The sequence below is a fragment of the Shimia gijangensis genome (genome assembly GCF_900142085.1).
Taxonomy (GTDB): domain Bacteria; phylum Pseudomonadota; class Alphaproteobacteria; order Rhodobacterales; family Rhodobacteraceae; genus Shimia; species Shimia gijangensis.
In genome coordinates this window covers 45,185-63,273 of record NZ_FQZQ01000014.1, presented here as the reverse complement: position 1 = coordinate 63,273, position 18,089 = coordinate 45,185, and the positions used below count along the sequence as shown (strand labels likewise).

Annotated in this window: 16 protein-coding genes; 10 read left to right on the top strand and 6 right to left on the bottom strand. The window is 54.9% G+C overall.

The window, feature by feature from the left end; translation table 11 throughout:
- The first annotated feature begins 26 nt into the window (after window positions 1–26).
- Window positions 27–1,085 carry a TPM domain-containing protein gene (locus BUC32_RS12875; protein ID WP_073253426.1) on the top strand — a complete coding sequence of 353 codons (1,059 nt, stop codon included), beginning with the start codon at window positions 27–29 and terminating at the stop codon, window positions 1,083–1,085.
- Here the strand turns inward: BUC32_RS12875 and mutS are convergent, their stop codons facing one another.
- Window positions 1,086–3,701 (bottom strand): DNA mismatch repair protein MutS, encoded by a 2,616-nt coding sequence (gene mutS / locus BUC32_RS12870; protein WP_073253423.1) that lies wholly within the window; start codon window positions 3,699–3,701, stop codon window positions 1,086–1,088. It lies immediately after the preceding gene.
- Window positions 3,702–3,865: 164 nt separating this feature from the next.
- On the opposite strand from mutS, the gene BUC32_RS12865 reads away from it, so the two are divergent.
- A complete protein-coding gene (locus tag BUC32_RS12865; RefSeq protein WP_073253421.1) occupies window positions 3,866–6,121 on the top strand; it encodes an NADP-dependent malic enzyme in 2,256 nt (751 codons plus the stop codon).
- 76 nt (window positions 6,122–6,197) lie between these two features.
- Complete coding sequence (locus tag BUC32_RS12860; RefSeq protein WP_073253418.1) at window positions 6,198–7,073, top strand: ribokinase; 876 nt, start codon at window positions 6,198–6,200, stop codon at window positions 7,071–7,073.
- A 10-nt stretch (window positions 7,074–7,083) separates the two neighbouring features.
- On the opposite strand, the gene msrA is transcribed toward BUC32_RS12860, so the two are convergent.
- On the bottom strand, window positions 7,084–7,740 hold the full coding sequence (gene msrA, locus BUC32_RS12855) for a peptide-methionine (S)-S-oxide reductase MsrA (protein WP_073253416.1): 657 nt from the start codon (window positions 7,738–7,740) through the stop codon (window positions 7,084–7,086).
- Window positions 7,741–7,900: 160 nt separating this feature from the next.
- Here msrA and BUC32_RS12850 point away from each other — a divergent pair, with 160 nt between their 5' ends.
- Complete coding sequence (locus BUC32_RS12850; protein WP_073253413.1) at window positions 7,901–8,614, top strand: sulfotransferase-like domain-containing protein; 714 nt, start codon at window positions 7,901–7,903, stop codon at window positions 8,612–8,614.
- 14 nt (window positions 8,615–8,628) lie between these two features.
- On the opposite strand, the gene BUC32_RS12845 is transcribed toward BUC32_RS12850, so the two are convergent.
- The 3 genes from BUC32_RS12845 to BUC32_RS12835 all read right to left on the bottom strand — a co-directional run bounded on the left by BUC32_RS12845 (window position 8,629) and on the right by BUC32_RS12835 (window position 10,741).
- Complete coding sequence (locus BUC32_RS12845) at window positions 8,629–8,910, bottom strand: SCP2 sterol-binding domain-containing protein (RefSeq protein WP_073253410.1); 282 nt, start codon at window positions 8,908–8,910, stop codon at window positions 8,629–8,631.
- A gap of 130 nt (window positions 8,911–9,040) precedes the next feature.
- Window positions 9,041–10,276, bottom strand: coding sequence for an argininosuccinate synthase (locus BUC32_RS12840; protein WP_073253407.1), 1,236 nt, complete (start codon window positions 10,274–10,276; stop codon window positions 9,041–9,043).
- 144 nt (window positions 10,277–10,420) lie between these two features.
- A complete protein-coding gene (locus BUC32_RS12835) occupies window positions 10,421–10,741 on the bottom strand; it encodes an Hpt domain-containing protein (RefSeq protein WP_073253404.1) in 321 nt (106 codons plus the stop codon).
- A 223-nt stretch (window positions 10,742–10,964) separates the two neighbouring features.
- Here BUC32_RS12835 and BUC32_RS12830 point away from each other — a divergent pair, with 223 nt between their 5' ends.
- Window positions 10,965–12,185 carry a PP2C family protein-serine/threonine phosphatase gene (locus tag BUC32_RS12830; RefSeq protein ID WP_073253402.1) on the top strand — a complete coding sequence of 407 codons (1,221 nt, stop codon included), beginning with the start codon at window positions 10,965–10,967 and terminating at the stop codon, window positions 12,183–12,185.
- On the opposite strand, the gene BUC32_RS12825 is transcribed toward BUC32_RS12830, so the two are convergent.
- Window positions 12,182–12,619 carry an NUDIX hydrolase gene (locus tag BUC32_RS12825; RefSeq protein ID WP_073253399.1) on the bottom strand — a complete coding sequence of 146 codons (438 nt, stop codon included), beginning with the start codon at window positions 12,617–12,619 and terminating at the stop codon, window positions 12,182–12,184. The genes BUC32_RS12830 and BUC32_RS12825 overlap by 4 nt on opposite strands.
- A gap of 78 nt (window positions 12,620–12,697) precedes the next feature.
- Between BUC32_RS12825 and hslO the strand changes: the two genes are divergently transcribed.
- From hslO to BUC32_RS12800, 5 genes are all read left to right on the top strand, one after another.
- The gene (gene hslO, locus BUC32_RS12820) at window positions 12,698–13,684 is read left to right on the top strand and encodes an Hsp33 family molecular chaperone HslO (RefSeq protein ID WP_073253396.1); all 987 of its coding nucleotides are present in this window, start codon (window positions 12,698–12,700) and stop codon (window positions 13,682–13,684) included.
- Window positions 13,681–14,280 (top strand): CoA pyrophosphatase, encoded by a 600-nt coding sequence (locus BUC32_RS12815; RefSeq protein WP_073253393.1) that lies wholly within the window; start codon window positions 13,681–13,683, stop codon window positions 14,278–14,280. The genes hslO and BUC32_RS12815 overlap by 4 nt, the downstream gene beginning before the upstream one ends.
- Window positions 14,277–15,440: a CCA tRNA nucleotidyltransferase gene (locus tag BUC32_RS12810; protein ID WP_073253391.1), complete on the top strand. Its 1,164-nt coding sequence runs from the start codon at window positions 14,277–14,279 to the stop codon at window positions 15,438–15,440. The genes BUC32_RS12815 and BUC32_RS12810 overlap by 4 nt, the downstream gene beginning before the upstream one ends.
- Window positions 15,433–16,035, top strand: coding sequence for a LysE family translocator (locus tag BUC32_RS12805; protein ID WP_322788020.1), 603 nt, complete (start codon window positions 15,433–15,435; stop codon window positions 16,033–16,035). The genes BUC32_RS12810 and BUC32_RS12805 overlap by 8 nt, the downstream gene beginning before the upstream one ends.
- Window positions 16,036–16,206: 171 nt before the next feature.
- Window positions 16,207–18,048 carry an ABC transporter ATP-binding protein gene (locus tag BUC32_RS12800; RefSeq protein WP_073253385.1) on the top strand — a complete coding sequence of 614 codons (1,842 nt, stop codon included), beginning with the start codon at window positions 16,207–16,209 and terminating at the stop codon, window positions 18,046–18,048.
- The last annotated feature ends 41 nt before the right edge of the window (window positions 18,049–18,089 follow it).

The following is an 18,089-nucleotide window of genomic DNA, read 5'->3' as shown; positions in this document are numbered from 1 at the left end:
TCCCTAAACACAGGGAGCCTTTTCTTTTGCGCGCATTTATTCTTTCATTGATTGTTCTTCTTGGGGCTGGCCTGACAGGTATGGCGCAGGCTCAGGATTACCCGGATTACAACGAACTCTACATCAACGATTTTGCCGCCATTCTGGGTGAGCAAGACGAGAACCGCATTCGCGCCAAGCTGATCGAGTTGCGCGAAGAACGCGGAATTGAGTTCACATTGGTCACCATCAACAGCATGACCAACTATGGCCACACTGGACCGATTGAACCCTTTGCAACAGGCCTGTTCAATTATTGGGGTGTCGGAAATGCAGATCGCAATGATGGCGTCATGATGTTGATCGCCAAAGACGATCGGCGGATGCGGATCGAGGTGGGTTCTGGCTATGGAACGGCCAAGAATGTCCCGATGGGCAACATCATCGACACGAAAATCACGCCCAAGTTTAAGGAAGGTGACTTTACCGGTGGTATCGAGGATGGCGTAGACGCTGTGATCCGCGACCTAACCGGAAGCTGGCCGGGCGAATACGACGCAAACACTGCGCAAAAAGCCTATGGCACCCTCAAGAGGGTTCTGGATTGGATCGGAAACTGGATCTTTGCCATTCTAGCACCGTTTCTCGCGATTCCTGTACAGATGTATCGCCGATGGAAGCGAAACAAGCCGCGTATCTGTCCGCTCGACAATTCCAAAATGACTCGTCTGGACGAGGCGTGGGAAGATAGCCATCTGCAAAAGGGTCAGATTACCGAAGAACGTCTGAAAAGTGTGGACTACGATGTTTGGCACTGTCGGGCATGTAACCACGTCACCATCGAGGGCTACAAGGCTTGGTTTTCCCAATATGGCGCCTGCCGGTCTTGTGGGTATCGCACTGTCGAAGGCGACACGACCATTCTGGAATCCGCAACAACCACCTCAACCGGCTCAAAGCGGATCGATTATCAATGCCATAATTGTCAGGATCAGTGGTCCGTCCGCAAAACTATCCCGAAAATCTCCAAAAGCTCGTCGTCTTCCTCGGGGTCGTCTTTTGGCGGCGGCTCGTCCAGCGGCGGTGGATCTTCAGGCAGCTGGTGACTAGCCCAGCTTGTCTTTCAGATCATATAGCGCCTGCAAGGCTTCGCGTGGGCTCAGGTCATCGGGGTGAATGCTTTCCAACAGGTCTTCTACTGGCGACGGGCCTTTTTGGACCACCGGCGCCGGGGTCGGGGTCGCGGCAAACAACGGCAAATCATCAATCAACGCCTTTTGCGTAGGCCCCTCGCGCTCGCCTTTTTCCAGCGCTTCCAAAACCACGCGGGCCCGCTCAACAACGACAGGTGGCAAGCCCGCCAATTGCGCCACTTGCACACCATAAGATCGATCAGCAGCGCCTTTTTGCACCTCATGCAGAAAGATCACTTCGCCTTCCCATTCCTTTACCGTAACCGTGGCATTTTCCACGCCGTCCAGGTTACCAGACAGAGCCGTCATTTCGTGATAATGCGTGGCAAACAGCGCGCGGGATTTGTTGACGTCGTGCAAATGTTCTAACGTGGCCCAAGCGATCGATAGCCCGTCGTAGGTGGCTGTACCGCGCCCAATTTCATCAAAAATCACCAATGCGCGATCATCCGCCTGATTAAGAATAGCGGCCGTTTCGACCATTTCGACCATAAATGTCGACCGCCCGCGGGCCAGATCATCTGACGCGCCAACCCGGCTGAACAATTGGCTCACCAGCCCGATGCGGGCTTTGCTCGCAGGGACAAAACTCCCCATTTGCGCCAACAAGGCGATCAAGGCGTTTTGGCGCAGAAAGGTCGATTTACCCGCCATGTTCGGGCCGGTCAGCAACCAAATGCTGGCTTCATCCCCCCCAGAGAGATCACAGTTGTTGGCGATAAATGGCGCGCCACCTTGTTGGCGCAGCGCGGCCTCGACCACAGGGTGACGCCCACCTTCGATGTGGAAATCCCGGCTTTCGTTGACGTCCGGCCGGCACCAGTTTTCAGCAATCGCAAGATCGGCCAATCCGGCGGCAAGATCAAACTCGGCCAACGCCTTGGCAGCTGCAACAACTTCACCGGATTTCTCCAGAATTGCGCCCTTTAAGGTGTCATAGAGCCGCTTTTCAATCTCCAAGGCATGATTGCCGGCATTCAGAATCTTGGTTTCCAGCTCGCTCAGCTCTACGGTGGTAAACCGCACCTGATTGGCCGTGGTTTGACGATGGATAAAGGTTTCCGACAGCGGCGCAGACATCATAATCTCGGCGTGTTTCGCCGTTGTCTCTACAAAATACCCCAGCACATTGTTGTGCTTGATCTTAAGCGATTGAATGCCAGTCTGTTCCGCAAACCCGGCCTGCATCCCGGCGATTACACCCCGGCCTTCGTCCCGCAACTGGCGGCTTTCGTCGAGGTCCTGGTTATACCCTGGCGCAATAAACCCACCATCGCGCGCCAACATCGGAGGTTCAGCGACAAGCGCCTGTTCTAGCAACTCGAGCAGATCATCGTGACCTTCGAGTCCACCCAGCGCATTCTTCAAAACAGTTGGCATGTCGCCCGGATAGGATCCTGCCGCCATTTCTTGCGCCTGACCCAGCGCATTTCGGATCGCGGCGAGGTCACGCGGACCACCCCGATCCAGTGAAAGCCGCGACAGGGCGCGATCCATGTCGGGCACACGGCTGAGGTTTGCGCGGATTTCGCCTGCCAACCCGCGATGTTCATAGAAATAGCCAACCGAATCCAGTCGGTCGTGAACCGTGCTCAACCGAAGAGACGGCGAAGCAAGGCGGCGCTCTAACAGCCGCGCACCACCGGCGGTAATCGTGCGATCAATCGTCGCGAGCAATGATCCGGCGCGCCCACCGGACAAGGCATGTGTCAACTCAAGGTTTCTGCGCGTCGCTGCATCGATCTGCATCACCGATTGGGTGGCTTCGCGCAGCGGTGGTTGCAAAAGCGGTAGTTTTCCTTTTTGGGTCAGCTCCAGATAATCAACGATGGCACCCAACGCGCCAATCTCAGGGCGTGAAAATGCTCCAAACGCATCCAGCGTGGATGTTTTGAACAGGGATGCGATACGCTTTTCCGCAGAAGAGGAATCAAACGCTCCGCGTGACATAGGCGTCATTGGAACACCCATATCTTCAACCACTTCGGACAGGTCATTTTCTGACCCTTCAGCAATCAACAACTCCGAGGGTGCAAGCCGTGCCAATTCTGGCCCCAAACGTACGGGCGTAATTGGCATCACATGCAACGCGCCGGTGGAAATATCGGCCCATGCCAGTGCTGCTTCGTCTCTAACATTGGCAAAAGCGGCCAAAAAGTTATGTTTGCGCGCATCGAGCAATGAATCTTCGGTCAGCGTGCCGGGCGTCACCAACCGCACAACTTCACGTCGCACCACCGCCTTGTAACCACGCTTTTTGGCTTCAGCGGGGCTTTCCATTTGTTCGCAAACCGCGACGCGAAACCCTTTGCGGATCAGCGTCAGGAAATACCCTTCGGCGGCATGATGTGGCACTCCGCACATCGGGATTTCCGATCCTTCATGTTTGCCGCGTTTTGTCAGGGCAATATCCAACGCTTCGGCAGCCGCGACCGCGTCGTCAAAGAACATCTCGTAGAAATCACCCATCCGATAAAACAACAGGGCATCCGGATGTTCGGCCTTGATCTCAAGATATTGCGCCATCATCGGCGTGACGGCTGGCTTAACTGCGTTCACGTATCAAAACCCCCTGGTCTGGCTTTAAGACTTAGCAAAACCTGACCCACTGGCGAAAGGTGAAAGTGCTTCTTTGTTGTGACAATCACGCCCTTAGGCTAAGAGGCGCAAACGAATTCGCAGGAGAACCCAAAATGGCCAAAACCAAAGTCACCGCGGAAGAAGCGCTCGCGTTCCATCTTGAGCCGACCCCCGGTAAGTTTGAGATCAAGGCCACTGTGCCGATGACAACGCAACGCGACCTGTCGCTGGCTTACTCTCCGGGTGTGGCCGTTCCATGCGAAGCCATCGCCGCCGATCCCGCGACCGTTTACGATTATACCAACAAGGGCAACCTTGTGGCGGTGATTTCAAACGGCACTGCGGTTCTGGGCTTGGGCAACCTTGGCGCGCTGGGCAGTAAGCCCGTGATGGAGGGCAAGGCCGTCCTGTTCAAACGCTTTGCCGATGTGAACTCGATCGATATCGAACTCGACACCGAAGACCCCGATGCGTTTTGTCAGGCCGTGCGCCTGATGGGCCCGACCTTTGGCGGCATCAACCTTGAAGATATCAAAGCGCCCGAATGTTTTATCATCGAACAGCGGCTCAAAGAAGAGATGGACATTCCGGTCTTTCACGACGACCAGCACGGCACTGCCGTGATTTGTGCGGCCGGCCTGATCAACGCGCTGCACATCTCGGGCAAAAAGATCGAAGATTGCAAGATCGTGCTGAACGGCGCTGGCGCTGCCGGCATCGCCTGTATCGAATTGCTGAAATCCATGGGTGCGAAACACGACAATTGCATCACCTGTGACACCAAGGGTGTGATCTATCAGGGTCGCACCGAAGGCATGAACCAGTGGAAATCTGCTCACGCGGTCAAAACCGATCTGCGTACTTTGGAAGACGCCATGAAGGGCGCGGATGTGTTCCTTGGTGTATCTGCCAAGGGTGCCGTGACCCCTGAAATGGTCGCCAGCATGAACGACGATCCGGTGATCTTTGCCATGGCCAACCCCGACCCGGAAATCACTCCGGAAGAGGCTCACGCCGTGCGCGCCGATGCCATCGTGGCCACGGGCCGTTCGGATTATCCCAACCAGGTCAACAACGTTTTGGGTTTCCCATACCTTTTCCGTGGGGCGCTGGATATTCACGCCCGCGCCATCAACGACGAAATGAAAATCGCCTGCGCCGAAGCACTGGCCGAACTGGCCCGCGAGGACGTGCCGGACGAAGTTGATATGGCGTACGGCCGCAAACTGTCCTTTGGTCGCGACTACATCATCCCGACACCATTCGACCCGCGTCTGATCTACCGCATTCCACCCGCTGTCGCCAAAGCGGGCATGGACACTGGCGTTGCACGTCGCCCGATCATCGACATTGATGGGTACGAAGAAAGCCTCAAGTCGCGAATGGATCCAACCGCGTCGATCCTGCGTGGACTGAATGCGCGCGCCCGAAACGCCCAATCCCGCATGATTTTCGCTGAGGGTGATGATCCACGCGTGCTGCGAGCTGCCGTCAACTATCAGCGTTCTGGCTTTGGCAAAGCGTTGGTTGTGGGTCGCGAGGCCGATGTCAAAGCCAAGCTCGAAGCAGCAGGTCTTGGGGATGCTGTGCGCGAAATCGAGGTCGTGAATGCGAAAAACACGCGCTACCTCGAGACATACACAGATTTCATGTATGACCGCCTGCAACGCAAAGGTTTTGACCGCCACGATGTGTTCAAACTGGCCGCGCGTGACCGTCACGTCTTTGCAGCACTGATGCTTCAACACGGCCACGGCGACGCCTTGGTCACGGGCGCCACCCGCAAATCGGCCCATGTTCTGCAACTGATCAACCATGTGATCGATGCCAGCACCGAAAACGGCGCGGTTGGGGTTACGGCCCTTTTGCACAACGGCCGTATTGTTCTGATTGCCGATACCTTGGTGCATGAATGGCCTGATGAGAATGATCTCGCCAACATTGCAGAACGCGCTGCGGGCGTGGCCCGTCACATGGGGCTCGAGCCTCGCGTCGCCTTTGTCAGCTTCTCAACCTTCGGATACCCGGTATCCGAGCGCGCCGAGAAAATGCATCTTGCACCGCAGGTATTGGATGGTCGCGGAGTTGACTTTGAATACGAAGGTGAAATGACCGTCGATGTGGCCCTGAACACCAAGGCCCAGGACTCCTATCCATTCCAGCGCCTGACTGGCCCTGCCAACATTCTCGTCGTGCCCGCGCGCCACTCGGCTTCGATCTCGACCAAATTGATGCAGGAAATGGCCGACGCCACCGTGATTGGACCAATCCTGTCCGGCGTGGATCATTCGATTCAGATCTGTTCCACCGGCTCCACCGCCAATGATATCCTGAACATGGCGATCATGGCGGCTTGCAAAGTCGGCTAGGGACACGACAAAGCTTGAAGTTTTACGCGGGTCGGGCAAACTTGTCCGGCCCGTTTCTTTTTGTCCGAGGCCCTCAATGGCAATCTACAACCTAGGCTCCATTAACGCCGATCTGTTCTACCGCGTGCCCCACCTTCCTCAGGCGGGAGAAACGCTCGCGGCCAGCTCAAGGTTACGCGGCCTGGGGGGAAAGGGCGCGAATATGTCCGTGGCTGCAGCCCGGGCGGCATCGCGCACAATTCATATCGGGGCCGTGGGAAATGATGGCAAATGGGCCATCGAGCGCCTGATGGAATACGGTGTCGACACAAGACATATTTCCGTATTGCCGGGTATCCCAACAGGGCACGCCATTATCAACGTCGACGATGTCGGCGAAAATGCCATTGTCCTTTTACCGGGCGCCAATGCTGAAATCACCGAAGCGGCCATTGGCGCAGCCCTCAGCGAAGCTTCCCCCGGCGATACGCTTCTGATCCAAAACGAAACCAACAATCAGGCCTACGCCGCCCAAATGGCACGATCTTTGGGGCTGTTTGTTGCCTATGCGGCGGCCCCCTTTGACGCCGAAGCTGTGCAATCTGTTTTGCCCTATCTGGATTTTTTGATCCTGAACACGATTGAGGCCACGCAGTTTGAGCAGGCCACTGGCCAATCCCCAGAAGATCTGGACGAAAAGCAAGTGATTGTGACCCGAGGCAGTCAGGGTTGCACGCTTTATGAAAACAGAACGGAAAACATCCGGCATTTTCCGGCCTTGCCGGTGACGCCGGTTGACACAACGGGTGCTGGCGACACCTTCACCGGATATGTGCTGGCGGCTTTGGATCGCGGAATGCCGATGGCCCAGGCAATCGGGCTGGCCACGCGAGCGGCGGCGCTGATGGTCACGCGGCACGGCACGGCGGATGTCATTCCAGACCTCAAAGAGGTTCAGGACGCCTCTTTCTAAGAAAACGCCACTAATGCGCAAACGGTGCTGCTGAACCCCACAACGATTTGACTTTGGCGTCCCGCTTACAGGCTTTGCGATATCGCTTGTAGGCTTCGGATTGGCGCTTTGGCCCGAACCGCGTGATCACGATCTTGGTGCCCTTGTAATAGTCCTGATGGTAATCTTCGGCCTTATAGAACCGTGAAGACGGCAGGATGGGCGTTACAATCTTGCGCCCCAAATCGGCTTGCGCCTCAGACTTTGCTGTCTCTGCAGAGGCCTTTTGGGCCTTGTTAGAGACGAAAACCGCCGTGCGATAACTATCACCGCGATCACAAAACTGACCGCCAGCATCCGTTGGATCGACCGAGCGGAAGAACATGTGAAGCAATCGATCTGTGCTCACCACATTTGGGTCATAAGTAATCTTTACCGCTTCATAATGCCCGGTCCCGCCCTTGGTGACATCCTTATAGGTCGGGTTCTTGGTGGTTCCACCTGTGTATCCGGAGACGGCTGATTTCACCCCTTTGACGCTTTCAAAGTCGCTCTCGACACACCAAAAGCATCCGCCAGCCACCACAATTGACTCGGTTGCGGCCTGCGCGCGCGATCCATGCGCGAAAAGGCCAAAGGCGATCAGGGCGCCAAGAAGTACAGGTTTTGCTTTGATGAAAGAACGCATGTAAATCCTCCGATGTTGACCCACCCTGTCGCGCCCGTTTCCCAAGCACAATTGCCCGTAATCGAATGTCACAGCTTGGTGAGCATATTTTACCTCTTGGCGAGGACGCATTCGCCAACTAGCGTCCGTTTAATAAGCTGATTTGCCCAAGGGGATGACAATGAAAATCGCAATGTGGAGCGGACCGCGCAACCTGTCGACCGCGATGATGTATGCCTTTGGAAACCGTCCGGATTGCGCTGTGGTGGATGAACCTTTTTATGCGGCATATCTGTCTTTGACTGGCATTGACCACCCGTTGCGCGACGAGATTTTGGCCAGCCAATCACACGATCCTCAGGTTGTCGCGAAGGCATTATCAGGCTCTAATCCAGCCCAAAAGCTGCATTATTACCAGAAACATATGACCCAGCATATGATCGACGGCGTGCCGCGCGACTGGATGAAGGACGTCAAAAATGTCTTCCTGATCCGCCATCCCGCGCGGGTGATTGCCAGCTATGCCGCCAAACGCGAGAACCCAACGCTCGAGGATATCGGCTTTCCACAACAGGCGGAACTGTTCGACCTTGTGAAAAGCTGGGGCCAGACTCCGATCGTGATCGACAGCCACGATATCCGCGATGACCCCGAGGGCATGCTTCGCAAGCTTTGTGGTGCAGTGAATTTGGAATTTACCGACGACATGCTGCACTGGCCCAAAGGCGGCCACAAGGACGACGGCGTCTGGGCGTCCCACTGGTACGGCGCCGTCTGGCGCTCCACCGGATTTGCTGGCGCCGAAGGGCCATTGCCAGAGGTGACGGAAGAACTGGCACCCGTTCTAGAGGCTGCCTTGCCGATTTACGAGCAGATGAAAGCCGAGAAGATTTAGAGTTTGGGTTGGGGCTATCCCAACAACTGCCCCAGCTTCATCGCCACGCCCATATCGCCGGACACCTTAAGCTTGCCGGTCATCACGCCGGTCATCGGGTTCAATTTGCCAGTCAGCAGTTTTACCAGATTGTCCTCGGAAATTTTGATGGTGCAATCGGTGTCCTGGTCCACATCCGTCGCCGTGCCATTGGTCAGGACCACGACACCATCGTCGCCGCAATCGAATTTCAATGACCCGTCAAAGGTTCTGGTCTGAAGTTCTTTTTGCATCCGCTCGACGATCTGCTGAAGCATTTTTCTCTCCCAAAAAATAATGCGCCCCCGATCGGTACGGAGGCGCAATGGTTAAGGCAACGTTGACGTTACAGGAGCAAAATTTTTTGTACAAACCGGTCAAAGGGCCGAAAACTTTTGTACAAAACGGTTATTTGCCCGAATTCGCCACACGTTTGTTGCGCATCGCAATCAGCTTGAGACGCAGTGCATTCAGCTGGATAAATCCGGCGGCATCGGTCTGATCATATGCACCCATGTCATCCTCAAACGTCACGTGCTCTTCAGAATACAACGAGTGATCCGACGAGCGACCAACCGTACGAGCGAGACCTTTGTACAGCTTCATGCGTACTGTGCCGGTGACGTGATCCTGGCTCGCATCGATGGCGGCTTGTAGCATCTCACGTTCGGGGCTGAACCAGTAGCCGTTGTAAATCAGTTCTGCATACTTCGGCATCAGTTCGTCTTTGAGGTGCATCGCACCACGATCCATGGTGATCGATTCGATACCTCGGTGGGCGTCCAACAGGATGGTACCGCCCGGTGTTTCATAAACGCCACGTGACTTCATACCGATATAGCGGCCCTCAACAAGATCCAAGCGGCCAATGCCGTGCTTGCGGCCATATTCATTCAGCTCAGTCAGGACCGTAGCAGGGGACATTGCCACGCCATTGATCGAAACCGCGTCACCCTTTTCAAATCCAATTTCAATAAACTCTGGCGTATCCGGGGCGTCTTCCGGGCTGACGGTGCGTTGGAATACATAGTCAGGTGCGACTTCCGCCGGGTCTTCCAGAATTTTGCCTTCTGACGACGTGTGCAACAAATTGGCATCGACCGAGAACGGCGCCTCGCCGCGTTTGTCCTTGGCAACTGGAATTTGATGCTGTTCGGCAAACTCTAACAAACGTGTGCGTGACCCCAAGTCCCATTCACGCCAGGGCGCAATAACCTTGATATCAGGGTTCAACGCATAGGCCGCCAGCTCAAACCGAATCTGGTCGTTGCCCTTGCCTGTTGCTCCGTGGGAAACCGCGTCTGCATCATGTTCAGCAGCCAGTTCAACCAACCGCTTTGAAATCAGCGGGCGCGCAATCGACGTGCCCAAAAGGTAAAGCCCTTCGTAGACTGCATTGGCGCGGAACATCGGGAACACAAAGTCGCGCACAAATTCTTCGCGCAGGTCTTCGATATGGATGTTTTCTGGCTTGATGCCCAGCATTTCCGCTTTCTTGCGGGCTGGATCAAGCTCTTCGCCCTGACCAAGGTCAGCGGTGAAAGTGACCACTTCGCAACCGTATTCGGTTTGCAACCATTTCAGGATGATCGAAGTATCAAGGCCACCGGAGTAGGCCAGAACAACTTTTTTGGGCGCGGACATGTCGTGTTCCCTTTAAACGTATATCGCAGGCGCGATAGCTGGTTTTGATACGCAGGGCAAGATGCACACTGACGCGGCCCGGAAAAGCTATGGATTCGGGTCGGAAATTTTTTGCGCGCTTAGGACCTAATTGAGTAAATGACCTTACAAAACCAAGTTTTTCTGAAACTCTGTCTTGGACTGATCATAGATGTTCAGGATTTGGCCAATGTCGACTGCGCGCGCTGTGCCTTCCCCTGAGGCTGTTTCGCCAGCCTGACACAAAATGGAAAAGCCCCGAAACCCAAGGTTTAGGGCGCTGCCTTTGAGAAAGTGAAGATCTTCGCCCAGGGTGTCAAAATCCGGTGCATCGCGCAGCTTTCCAATCACTTGTTCCACCTCTTCAAGGAACAAATCCACAACTTCTGCAAAGTCATCGCGTCCGATTTCATCACGAAGCTCATTGACCCTATTCCAGTCGATCATGACGGCTCTCCCTGCTGCGATATCAAAACGAACATCGCAAGCTTGATGGCAAAAAGTTAAGAATCCTTTTGGGAGCTTTTGAGACATGGGACAATTTTTATTGTTTAGCGAATTTTAAGACAGGCGCGGTAGGGCGGAAGTGGTTGTTATTTAGTTTGGTTTGCAAAGGCTTGGTGTGCAAAAAGCGACTTCTGTTAATTCAAGAAAGGTACCGAAGGGTGCTGTGCGGCGGGTGCTGTTGGTTGATGACAGTCGCCTGCAGCGCCGGATTCTAAGCGCCTCTTTGGCGCGCGACGGATACGAAGTTCTGGAAGCAGAGACTGGAGATCAGGCATTGAAGATCTGCCGCGAGTCGCCGCCGGATTTGGTTCTCAGCGACCTGATTATGCCGGGAATGGACGGTCTCGAATTTTGTCAGGCTTTTCGTGCGCTGCCCGGGGATCAATATGGGTATTTCATCCTCCTCACTTCAAAAAGCGAAAAAGAGGAAATGGTACGGGGCCTTGAGGGCGGTGCCGATGACTTCGTATCCAAGCCTGTCAACGCCCACGAATTGCGTGCACGCATCAGTGCCGGAGAACGAATTCTGCGCATGCAGCGCGAACTGACGGATAAAAACCGGATGATCTCGGACACATTGGATGAACTTCAGCGCGTGTATGACTCGCTGGACAGAGATTTGATTGAAGCCAAAAAGCTGCAGCAATCTCTTGTTCGCGAACGGTATCTTGATTTTGGAACTGGCGCCGTGTCGTTGGAATTGCTTTCAAGCGGGCACGTGGGGGGCGATCTGGTTGGGCAGTATCGGGTGAACGATCATTGCGTTGGCCTGTTTTCAATTGATGTTTCGGGTCATGGTATTAGCTCGGCTTTGATGACAGCAAGGCTTGCCGGGTATTTGTCTTCATCATCGGTTGACCAGAACGTGGCCTTGCAAAAGGCAGCAGATGGCAGCCAGACCTATCTGCCTCCCCATGAGGTCATTGCCCGGCTGAACCATATCATCATGGATGAGCTTGAAACCGAGCTTTACTTCACGATGTTCCTCGCTGTGATAGACCTGCGTAGTGGGTCCGTTGAAATGGCTCAGGCCGGACATCCGCATCCGGTCGTGCTGAGGTCGGATGGGACCATTGAGCAAGACGGCCCGGGCGGCCTGCCTGTGGGATTAATCAGCGGCGCAGAATTCACACCATTTGAAACCACACTTGGGCCGGGTGATCGATTGTTGATCTTGTCTGATGGGGTCACCGAGTGTCCGAACGAAACGGGGGAAATGTTGGGCGAAGACGGGTTGGCAGATATGGTGTCTTCACTGGCAAGGCAAAGCGTTGATACCCTTTTGGAAGAGCTGATCTGGCGGCTCGGTGAATTCGCTGGGGGATCAGGGTTTCCCGACGATGTGTCTGGTGTGCTGTTTGAATTTCGTGGCCCGGAAACCTAGGGCAAGACTGAGCTTGCAAAATGCTGATCGCCAGTATTGGCCAGAACTGAGATCGCCTTGGGTGCGGACATCCAGACTGCGGTGTGGCCGGGCTCGGTCGGTGGGCCAAGGCGGGATGCCGGGTGCGCTGCATAAATAGTGCACAGCTTTTCCGCCCAAAGATCATACTCTGGCATAAATACAAACCGGCGAAATGCGCCAAGGCGAACCGGTTGTGCGATCGTCCAGCCGGTTTCTTCATAGACCTCGCGATGCAGTGCCATAAGCGGGGATTCACCGGGATCAATTCCACCACCAGGTAGCTGAAACTCGAAATCCGGCGCAGCCTGAAAGGTAATGAGCATTTGGTCTCCGCGGGTCAGAACGGCATAGGCGCCGGGGCGAAGCTTGTACTTTTTGTCATTGCGAGGTGGCTCTCCAAATCTGCGGATCACGGTATCTCCCCCTTTTTGTTCGGCTTGCTGCCCTTATATAGTCGCGGTATGGCAAGTGAAGGCCTTTAGGAAAACCTCATGACACTTGGTAATAAAATTGCCTGGGACGACACAGTAATGCCGTTTCAGCTCGATAAATCAGACATTCGCGGACGTATTGCGCGACTGGACGGCGTGCTGGATGGCGTGCTGAAACAACACAACTATCCGCCTGCAGTCGAGGCGCTGGTCGCTGAAATGGCGCTTTTGACGGCTTTGATTGGCCAGACGATTAAATTGCGTTGGAAGCTGTCCCTACAGGTTCAGTCGAACGGCCCTGTGCGCATGATTGCCACGGATTACTACGGTCCTACTGAAGAGGGTGAGCCTGCACGCGTTCGTGCCTATGCTAGCTTTGATGAAACTCGCCTGACTGATGGCACACCTTTTGACCAGGTTGGAGGCGGCTATTTGGCGGTTTTGATTGATCAGGGTGACGGTATGAAACCGTATCAGGGCATCACCGCGCTGTCAGGTGGATCGCTCAAAGCCTGCGCTGAGGCGTATTTCGCACAATCCGAACAGCTGGCGACGCGATTTGCCCTGCGATTTGGCAAATCGATGGAGCCCGGCGTGGCGGAGCATTGGCGGGCAGGGGGTATCATGTTGCAACATATGCCCAAGGCATCGCCGCATGTCTCTGAAGAAGGCGGGAGCGGTGGAGACGGCCATCTATTGGCACAGGATGTGTTGAACGAAGAGGAAGGCGAAAACTGGAACCGCGTGAACATTCTGCTGGATACAGTTGAAGAACTTGAAGTGATCGGGCCATCTGTGGCGCCCACGGATCTTTTGGTCCGGCTGTTCCACGAAGAAAGCCCTCGCGTTTTTGAAACTCAGCCCATCTCCTTTGGCTGTACGTGCTCGGAGGACCGTGTGCGAAACAGCCTGTCTATCTATTCGGCCAAAGACATCCAGACGATGACGACACCCGAAGGTCGCGTGACAGCCGATTGTCAGTTTTGCAGTGCGCACTATGATCTGGACCCTGCCACGGTAGGCAAGGACGCCGGGACCGCCAAATGAGGGGTGATCCAATCACCCCCATATTGAACGCGCTGGGCCGTGTCGGCGCGGTGTCGTCTGATTTTGATCTGAACCCGGATGTGGTGCTGCCTGAAAACCGCAAACTCCGTCCCGCAGGTGTGTTGGTGCCGCTTGAACAACGCGCGGGCGGATTGCATGTGATCCTGACCAAGAGGGCATCTCATCTAAAGCACCATCCGGGTCAGATTGCCTTTCCGGGCGGCAAGCAAGATGACGTCGACGCAGATGTCGAGGCCGCCGCATTGCGCGAAGCACATGAGGAAATCGGTCTGCCTCCATCACATGTGGATGTTCTGGGGGCGTTGCCAACGCATGAAACAGTGACGAGCTTTACCGTGACTCCTATTCTTGGCCTGATCACAGACAAGTTTGAGATTGTGCCAGAGCCCGGTGAAGTGGATGAGGTGTTTTCGGTTCCATTGTCTGATGTGACAGACCCTGCGCGGTTCTCAATCCAATCGCGCCGTTGGATGGGACAGAAACGATCCTACTTTACGGTACCTGTTGGACCCTATTACATCTGGGGGGCAACGGCGCGAATTTTGCGCGGGCTGGCCGAAAGGATGAACTCATGACCCGCATTTCTGGCGCCTGGCTGGACAATTCGCACACTCAAGACGTCTGTGCGATGCTGACAGGTGCTGGGTTTCAGGCGTTGTTCGTGGGTGGATGTGTACGTAACGCGCTGTTTGGTGTGGACGTGAACGATATTGATCTTTCGACAGATGCCCTGCCAAACATTGTTATTGAGCTGGCTTCTGCTGCAGGTTTCCACGCCATTCCGACTGGTGTGGAACACGGCACGGTCACTGTGATGGCAGGTGGGATTCCCCACGAGATTACGACCTTCCGCAAGGATATCGAAACAGACGGGCGTCGGGCCGTGGTCGCGTTTTCCACAGATGTAAGCGACGATGCACGCAGGCGCGATTTCACAATGAATGCGCTATACGCGTTGCCGGATGGCACCATTATCGATCCACTGGGCGGGATGGACGATCTTGAACAGCGTCGCGTACGGTTCATCGATGATGCCGAGGCACGCATTCAGGAAGACTATCTACGCATTCTGCGCTACTTTCGATTTCAGGCTTGGTATGGCGATCCAGCGCTGGGCATGGATTCCGAGGCCTTGGCCGCAATTTCTGCAAATTCAGCTGGAATAGAGACGCTTTCCAAAGAGAGACTTGGCGTTGAAATGCTTAAATTGCTTGCCGCAGATGACCCGGCACCAGCCGTTGCGTCCATGCGGCAAAGTGGGGCGCTTGCCCAGGTTGTCATAGGAGCAGACGACCGTGCTTTGGCGCCGCTTGTGCATCTGGAGCAGGCCTTTGGTGCGTCACACGATCCAATCCGTCGTCTGGCGGTCCTTGGTGGACAGAACGTGTCCGACGCTTTGCGGCTTTCCAAAAAGAACACCCGGTTGTTGGCTTTGCTCCGTCAAGGAGTTGAGAGCATTGAGTCCGCCGCGTCGCTGGCATATCGGCAAGGGGCCGATATTGCGCTCTCGATCCTCCTACTGAGGTCCGCGATGTTGGAGATTCCTATGTCCGCCGGGGTGTTCGATGAGATCGAAAAAGGTGAGCTGGCCACATTTCCAGTCAATGCCACCGATCTGATGCCCACCTATATCGGCGCGCATTTGGGGGATGAGTTAAAGCGACTTGAAAGGCTATGGATTCAGTCCGGGTTTTCTTTGACTAAAACGGACCTTTTGGGCAGAGATAGTGACTAATTTGAGCGTGATTGCCCAGGTTGATCCGCTATATCTCTTTGTCTTTTTTGGGCTGTTCACTCCGGGTCCGAATGTCATCCTTTTGACCGCGTCAGGAGCCCGCTATGGGTTTCGCCGCACAGTGCCTCACCTAATGGGCGTGGTGATCGGAGTTGGCATCACCTCTGGATTAACGGCTTTGGGGATTGGGGCCTTATTGCTGAAATGGCCGGTTTTGGAATGGGGCCTTAAACTGGTTTCGGCGGCATGGATGATGTGGATGGCCTTTGGCCTTTGGACATCAAGACCTGACGGCGGTGGAGCGCGGGATCGACCGTTTACTGTGATCGAAGCCGCCTTGTTTCAGTGGGTCAACCCCAAGGTTTGGGCTGTCGCGTTGGCGGCCTCTTCTGCCTATGCATCTGATTTGCCACCTCAGCTTGAGGCTTTGAGGCTCGCTTCTGCCTTTTCGGGGCTCAACTTATTTGTCTGTCTATTCTGGTCAGGCATGGGCGCACTATTGGCATTTCTTTTGACGACGCCGTTTGCCTGGAAGGTGTTTAGCCGCGCGATGGCATTGGCATTGGGCATGTTCTCTTTTCTTGTTCTGATCTGAGGTTGGTTGACAGGCGCTGTCACTCTGGACCACATTGGTCGAACACCACGAACAAGGAGGGTGCAAAATGTATCGAGGGATCTGGCACACCTGAGCCACATCTGACCTCATGTCGGTTTGCCAACTGGTTTTACCGGTCCATTTTGTATTTCCAGTTCTGGATTATCCCCCATGTTTAAGTTTTTTGAAAACCTCGTTGATCCCTATTGCGACTATCCCGAATTGGATACGCCGCCTCGCAAGTTGTGGCCTTTCATGGCTGAGTACGCCCGCCCGTTCAAAAAGATCTTTGCGCTGGCGGCTGTGATGTCGGTCGTTGTGGCGGCAATTGAGATCTTCCTGATCGGCTATATGGGCCGCATTGTAGATTTGCTGGCCGGTGAACCAGCCCAAGTCTGGGCCACCTATGGCACCGAATTGATCCTGATGGCGTTGTTTATTTTGTTTGTGCGTCCCGCGGTTCAGGCTCTGGATGTTTTGCTGCTGAACAATGCGTTGCTGCCAAATTTTGGCACTTTGATCCGGTATCGGGCCCACAAACATGTTCTGCGCCAGTCCGTGGGTTGGTTTGAAAATGACTTTGCCGGGCGCATTGCCAACCGGATTATGCAGACCCCACCCGCAGCGGGCGAGGCGATGTTTCAGGTGTTTGATGCGATGACGTTCTCGATTGCCTACCTTATTGGTGCGGCCTTTCTGTTGTCGGAAAGTGATCCGCGACTTGTGTTGCCCATGCTGGGGTGGGTTGTGCTGTATGGGCTGTTGGTCCGCTGGACGACGCGGCGTGTTGGGCCCGCTTCGCAAAAGGCTTCCGACGCGCGATCGCAGGTGACGGGCCGCGTAGTGGATGCCTATACCAACATCCATTCGGTTAAGCTGTTTGCGCATGATGATCGCGAGATGGACTATGCCAAGGGCTCTATCGAATACTCGCGTCAGACGTTTCAGGAAGAAATGCGCATCTATTCGATTATGGACGTGGTTCTTGTCATGCTGAACGGGGTGTTGATTGTCGCCGTAGTGGGCTGGGCATTTTGGTTGTGGATGCAGGGTATGGCCAGTGTTGGGGTTGTGGCTGCGGCAACTGCGCTGACGTTGCGGCTGAATTCCATGACTGGGTGGATCATGTGGGCGCTGACTTCGTTTTTTCGCCAGCTCGGTGTGGTGGCTGAAGGCATGGAGACGATTGCTCAGCCAATTTCCTTGGTGGATGATCCAATGGCCCCGGAACTTAACCTGACTTCTGGCGCTGTCGAGTTGAAGTCTTTGTCTCACCATTATGGGCGCGGGGCAGGCGGGCTTGATGCCATATCAATAACCATTCAACCGGGTGAGAAAATCGGTTTGGTTGGACGCTCGGGTGCGGGTAAGTCGACATTGGTTAAGTTACTGTTGCGGTTCTATGACCCAGAGGGCGGGCACATTCTGATTGATGGACAGGACATTGTTCGTGTTCGCCAAGACAGCCTGCGTGATAAAATCGGCATGGTTCAGCAGGACAGCTCGCTTTTGCACCGGTCTGTTCGTGAGAATATTCTTTATGGCAAGCCAGACGCCACTGAAGCCGAGATGATTGCCTCTGCGAAAAAGGCCGAGGCGCATGAGTTCATTCTTGATTTGCAGGATTCTGAAGGCCGCTCTGGCTATGATGCGCGGGTTGGTGAGCGCGGCGTAAAACTGTCGGGCGGTCAGCGTCAACGGATCACATTGGCGCGCGTCATTCTCAAAGATGCGCCAATCCTGTTGCTGGACGAGGCCACGAGTGCGCTGGACTCGGAGGTTGAAGCCGTCATTCAGGAAACTCTGTACGGGATGATGAAGGGCAAGACGGTAATTGCGATCGCGCACCGCTTATCGACCATTGCGCAAATGGATCGCATTTTGGTGCTGGATGGTGGCCATGTTGTCGAAGAAGGTACCCACGCTGAGCTTTTGGCGCTGGGCGGGCAATATGCCGGTTTCTGGGAGCGTCAATCTGGTGGTTTCTTGAATGCGGATGAAGCTGCGGAATAGAAGGGCTGTTCCATCGCTCTGCGACGGGTTATTGGCTGCGT

Coding starts and splice junctions, on each gene's coding strand:
- mutS (WP_073253423.1), bottom strand. CDS start 3,701: ATGATGGCGCAATATCTTGAGATCAAGGCCGAACATCCGGATGCCCTG.
- BUC32_RS12815 (WP_073253393.1), top strand. CDS start 13,681: ATGAGGGGTGATCCAATCACCCCCATATTGAACGCGCTGGGCCGTGTC.
- BUC32_RS12845 (WP_073253410.1), bottom strand. CDS start 8,910: ATGCTTCAGCAGATCGTCGAGCGGATGCAAAAAGAACTTCAGACCAGA.
- msrA (WP_073253416.1), bottom strand. CDS start 7,740: ATGCGTTCTTTCATCAAAGCAAAACCTGTACTTCTTGGCGCCCTGATC.
- BUC32_RS12850 (WP_073253413.1), top strand. CDS start 7,901: ATGAAAATCGCAATGTGGAGCGGACCGCGCAACCTGTCGACCGCGATG.
- BUC32_RS12810 (WP_073253391.1), top strand. CDS start 14,277: ATGACCCGCATTTCTGGCGCCTGGCTGGACAATTCGCACACTCAAGAC.
- hslO (WP_073253396.1), top strand. CDS start 12,698: ATGACACTTGGTAATAAAATTGCCTGGGACGACACAGTAATGCCGTTT.
- BUC32_RS12800 (WP_073253385.1), top strand. CDS start 16,207: ATGTTTAAGTTTTTTGAAAACCTCGTTGATCCCTATTGCGACTATCCC.
- BUC32_RS12860 (WP_073253418.1), top strand. CDS start 6,198: ATGGCAATCTACAACCTAGGCTCCATTAACGCCGATCTGTTCTACCGC.
- BUC32_RS12840 (WP_073253407.1), bottom strand. CDS start 10,276: ATGTCCGCGCCCAAAAAAGTTGTTCTGGCCTACTCCGGTGGCCTTGAT.
- BUC32_RS12865 (WP_073253421.1), top strand. CDS start 3,866: ATGGCCAAAACCAAAGTCACCGCGGAAGAAGCGCTCGCGTTCCATCTT.
- BUC32_RS12835 (WP_073253404.1), bottom strand. CDS start 10,741: ATGATCGACTGGAATAGGGTCAATGAGCTTCGTGATGAAATCGGACGC.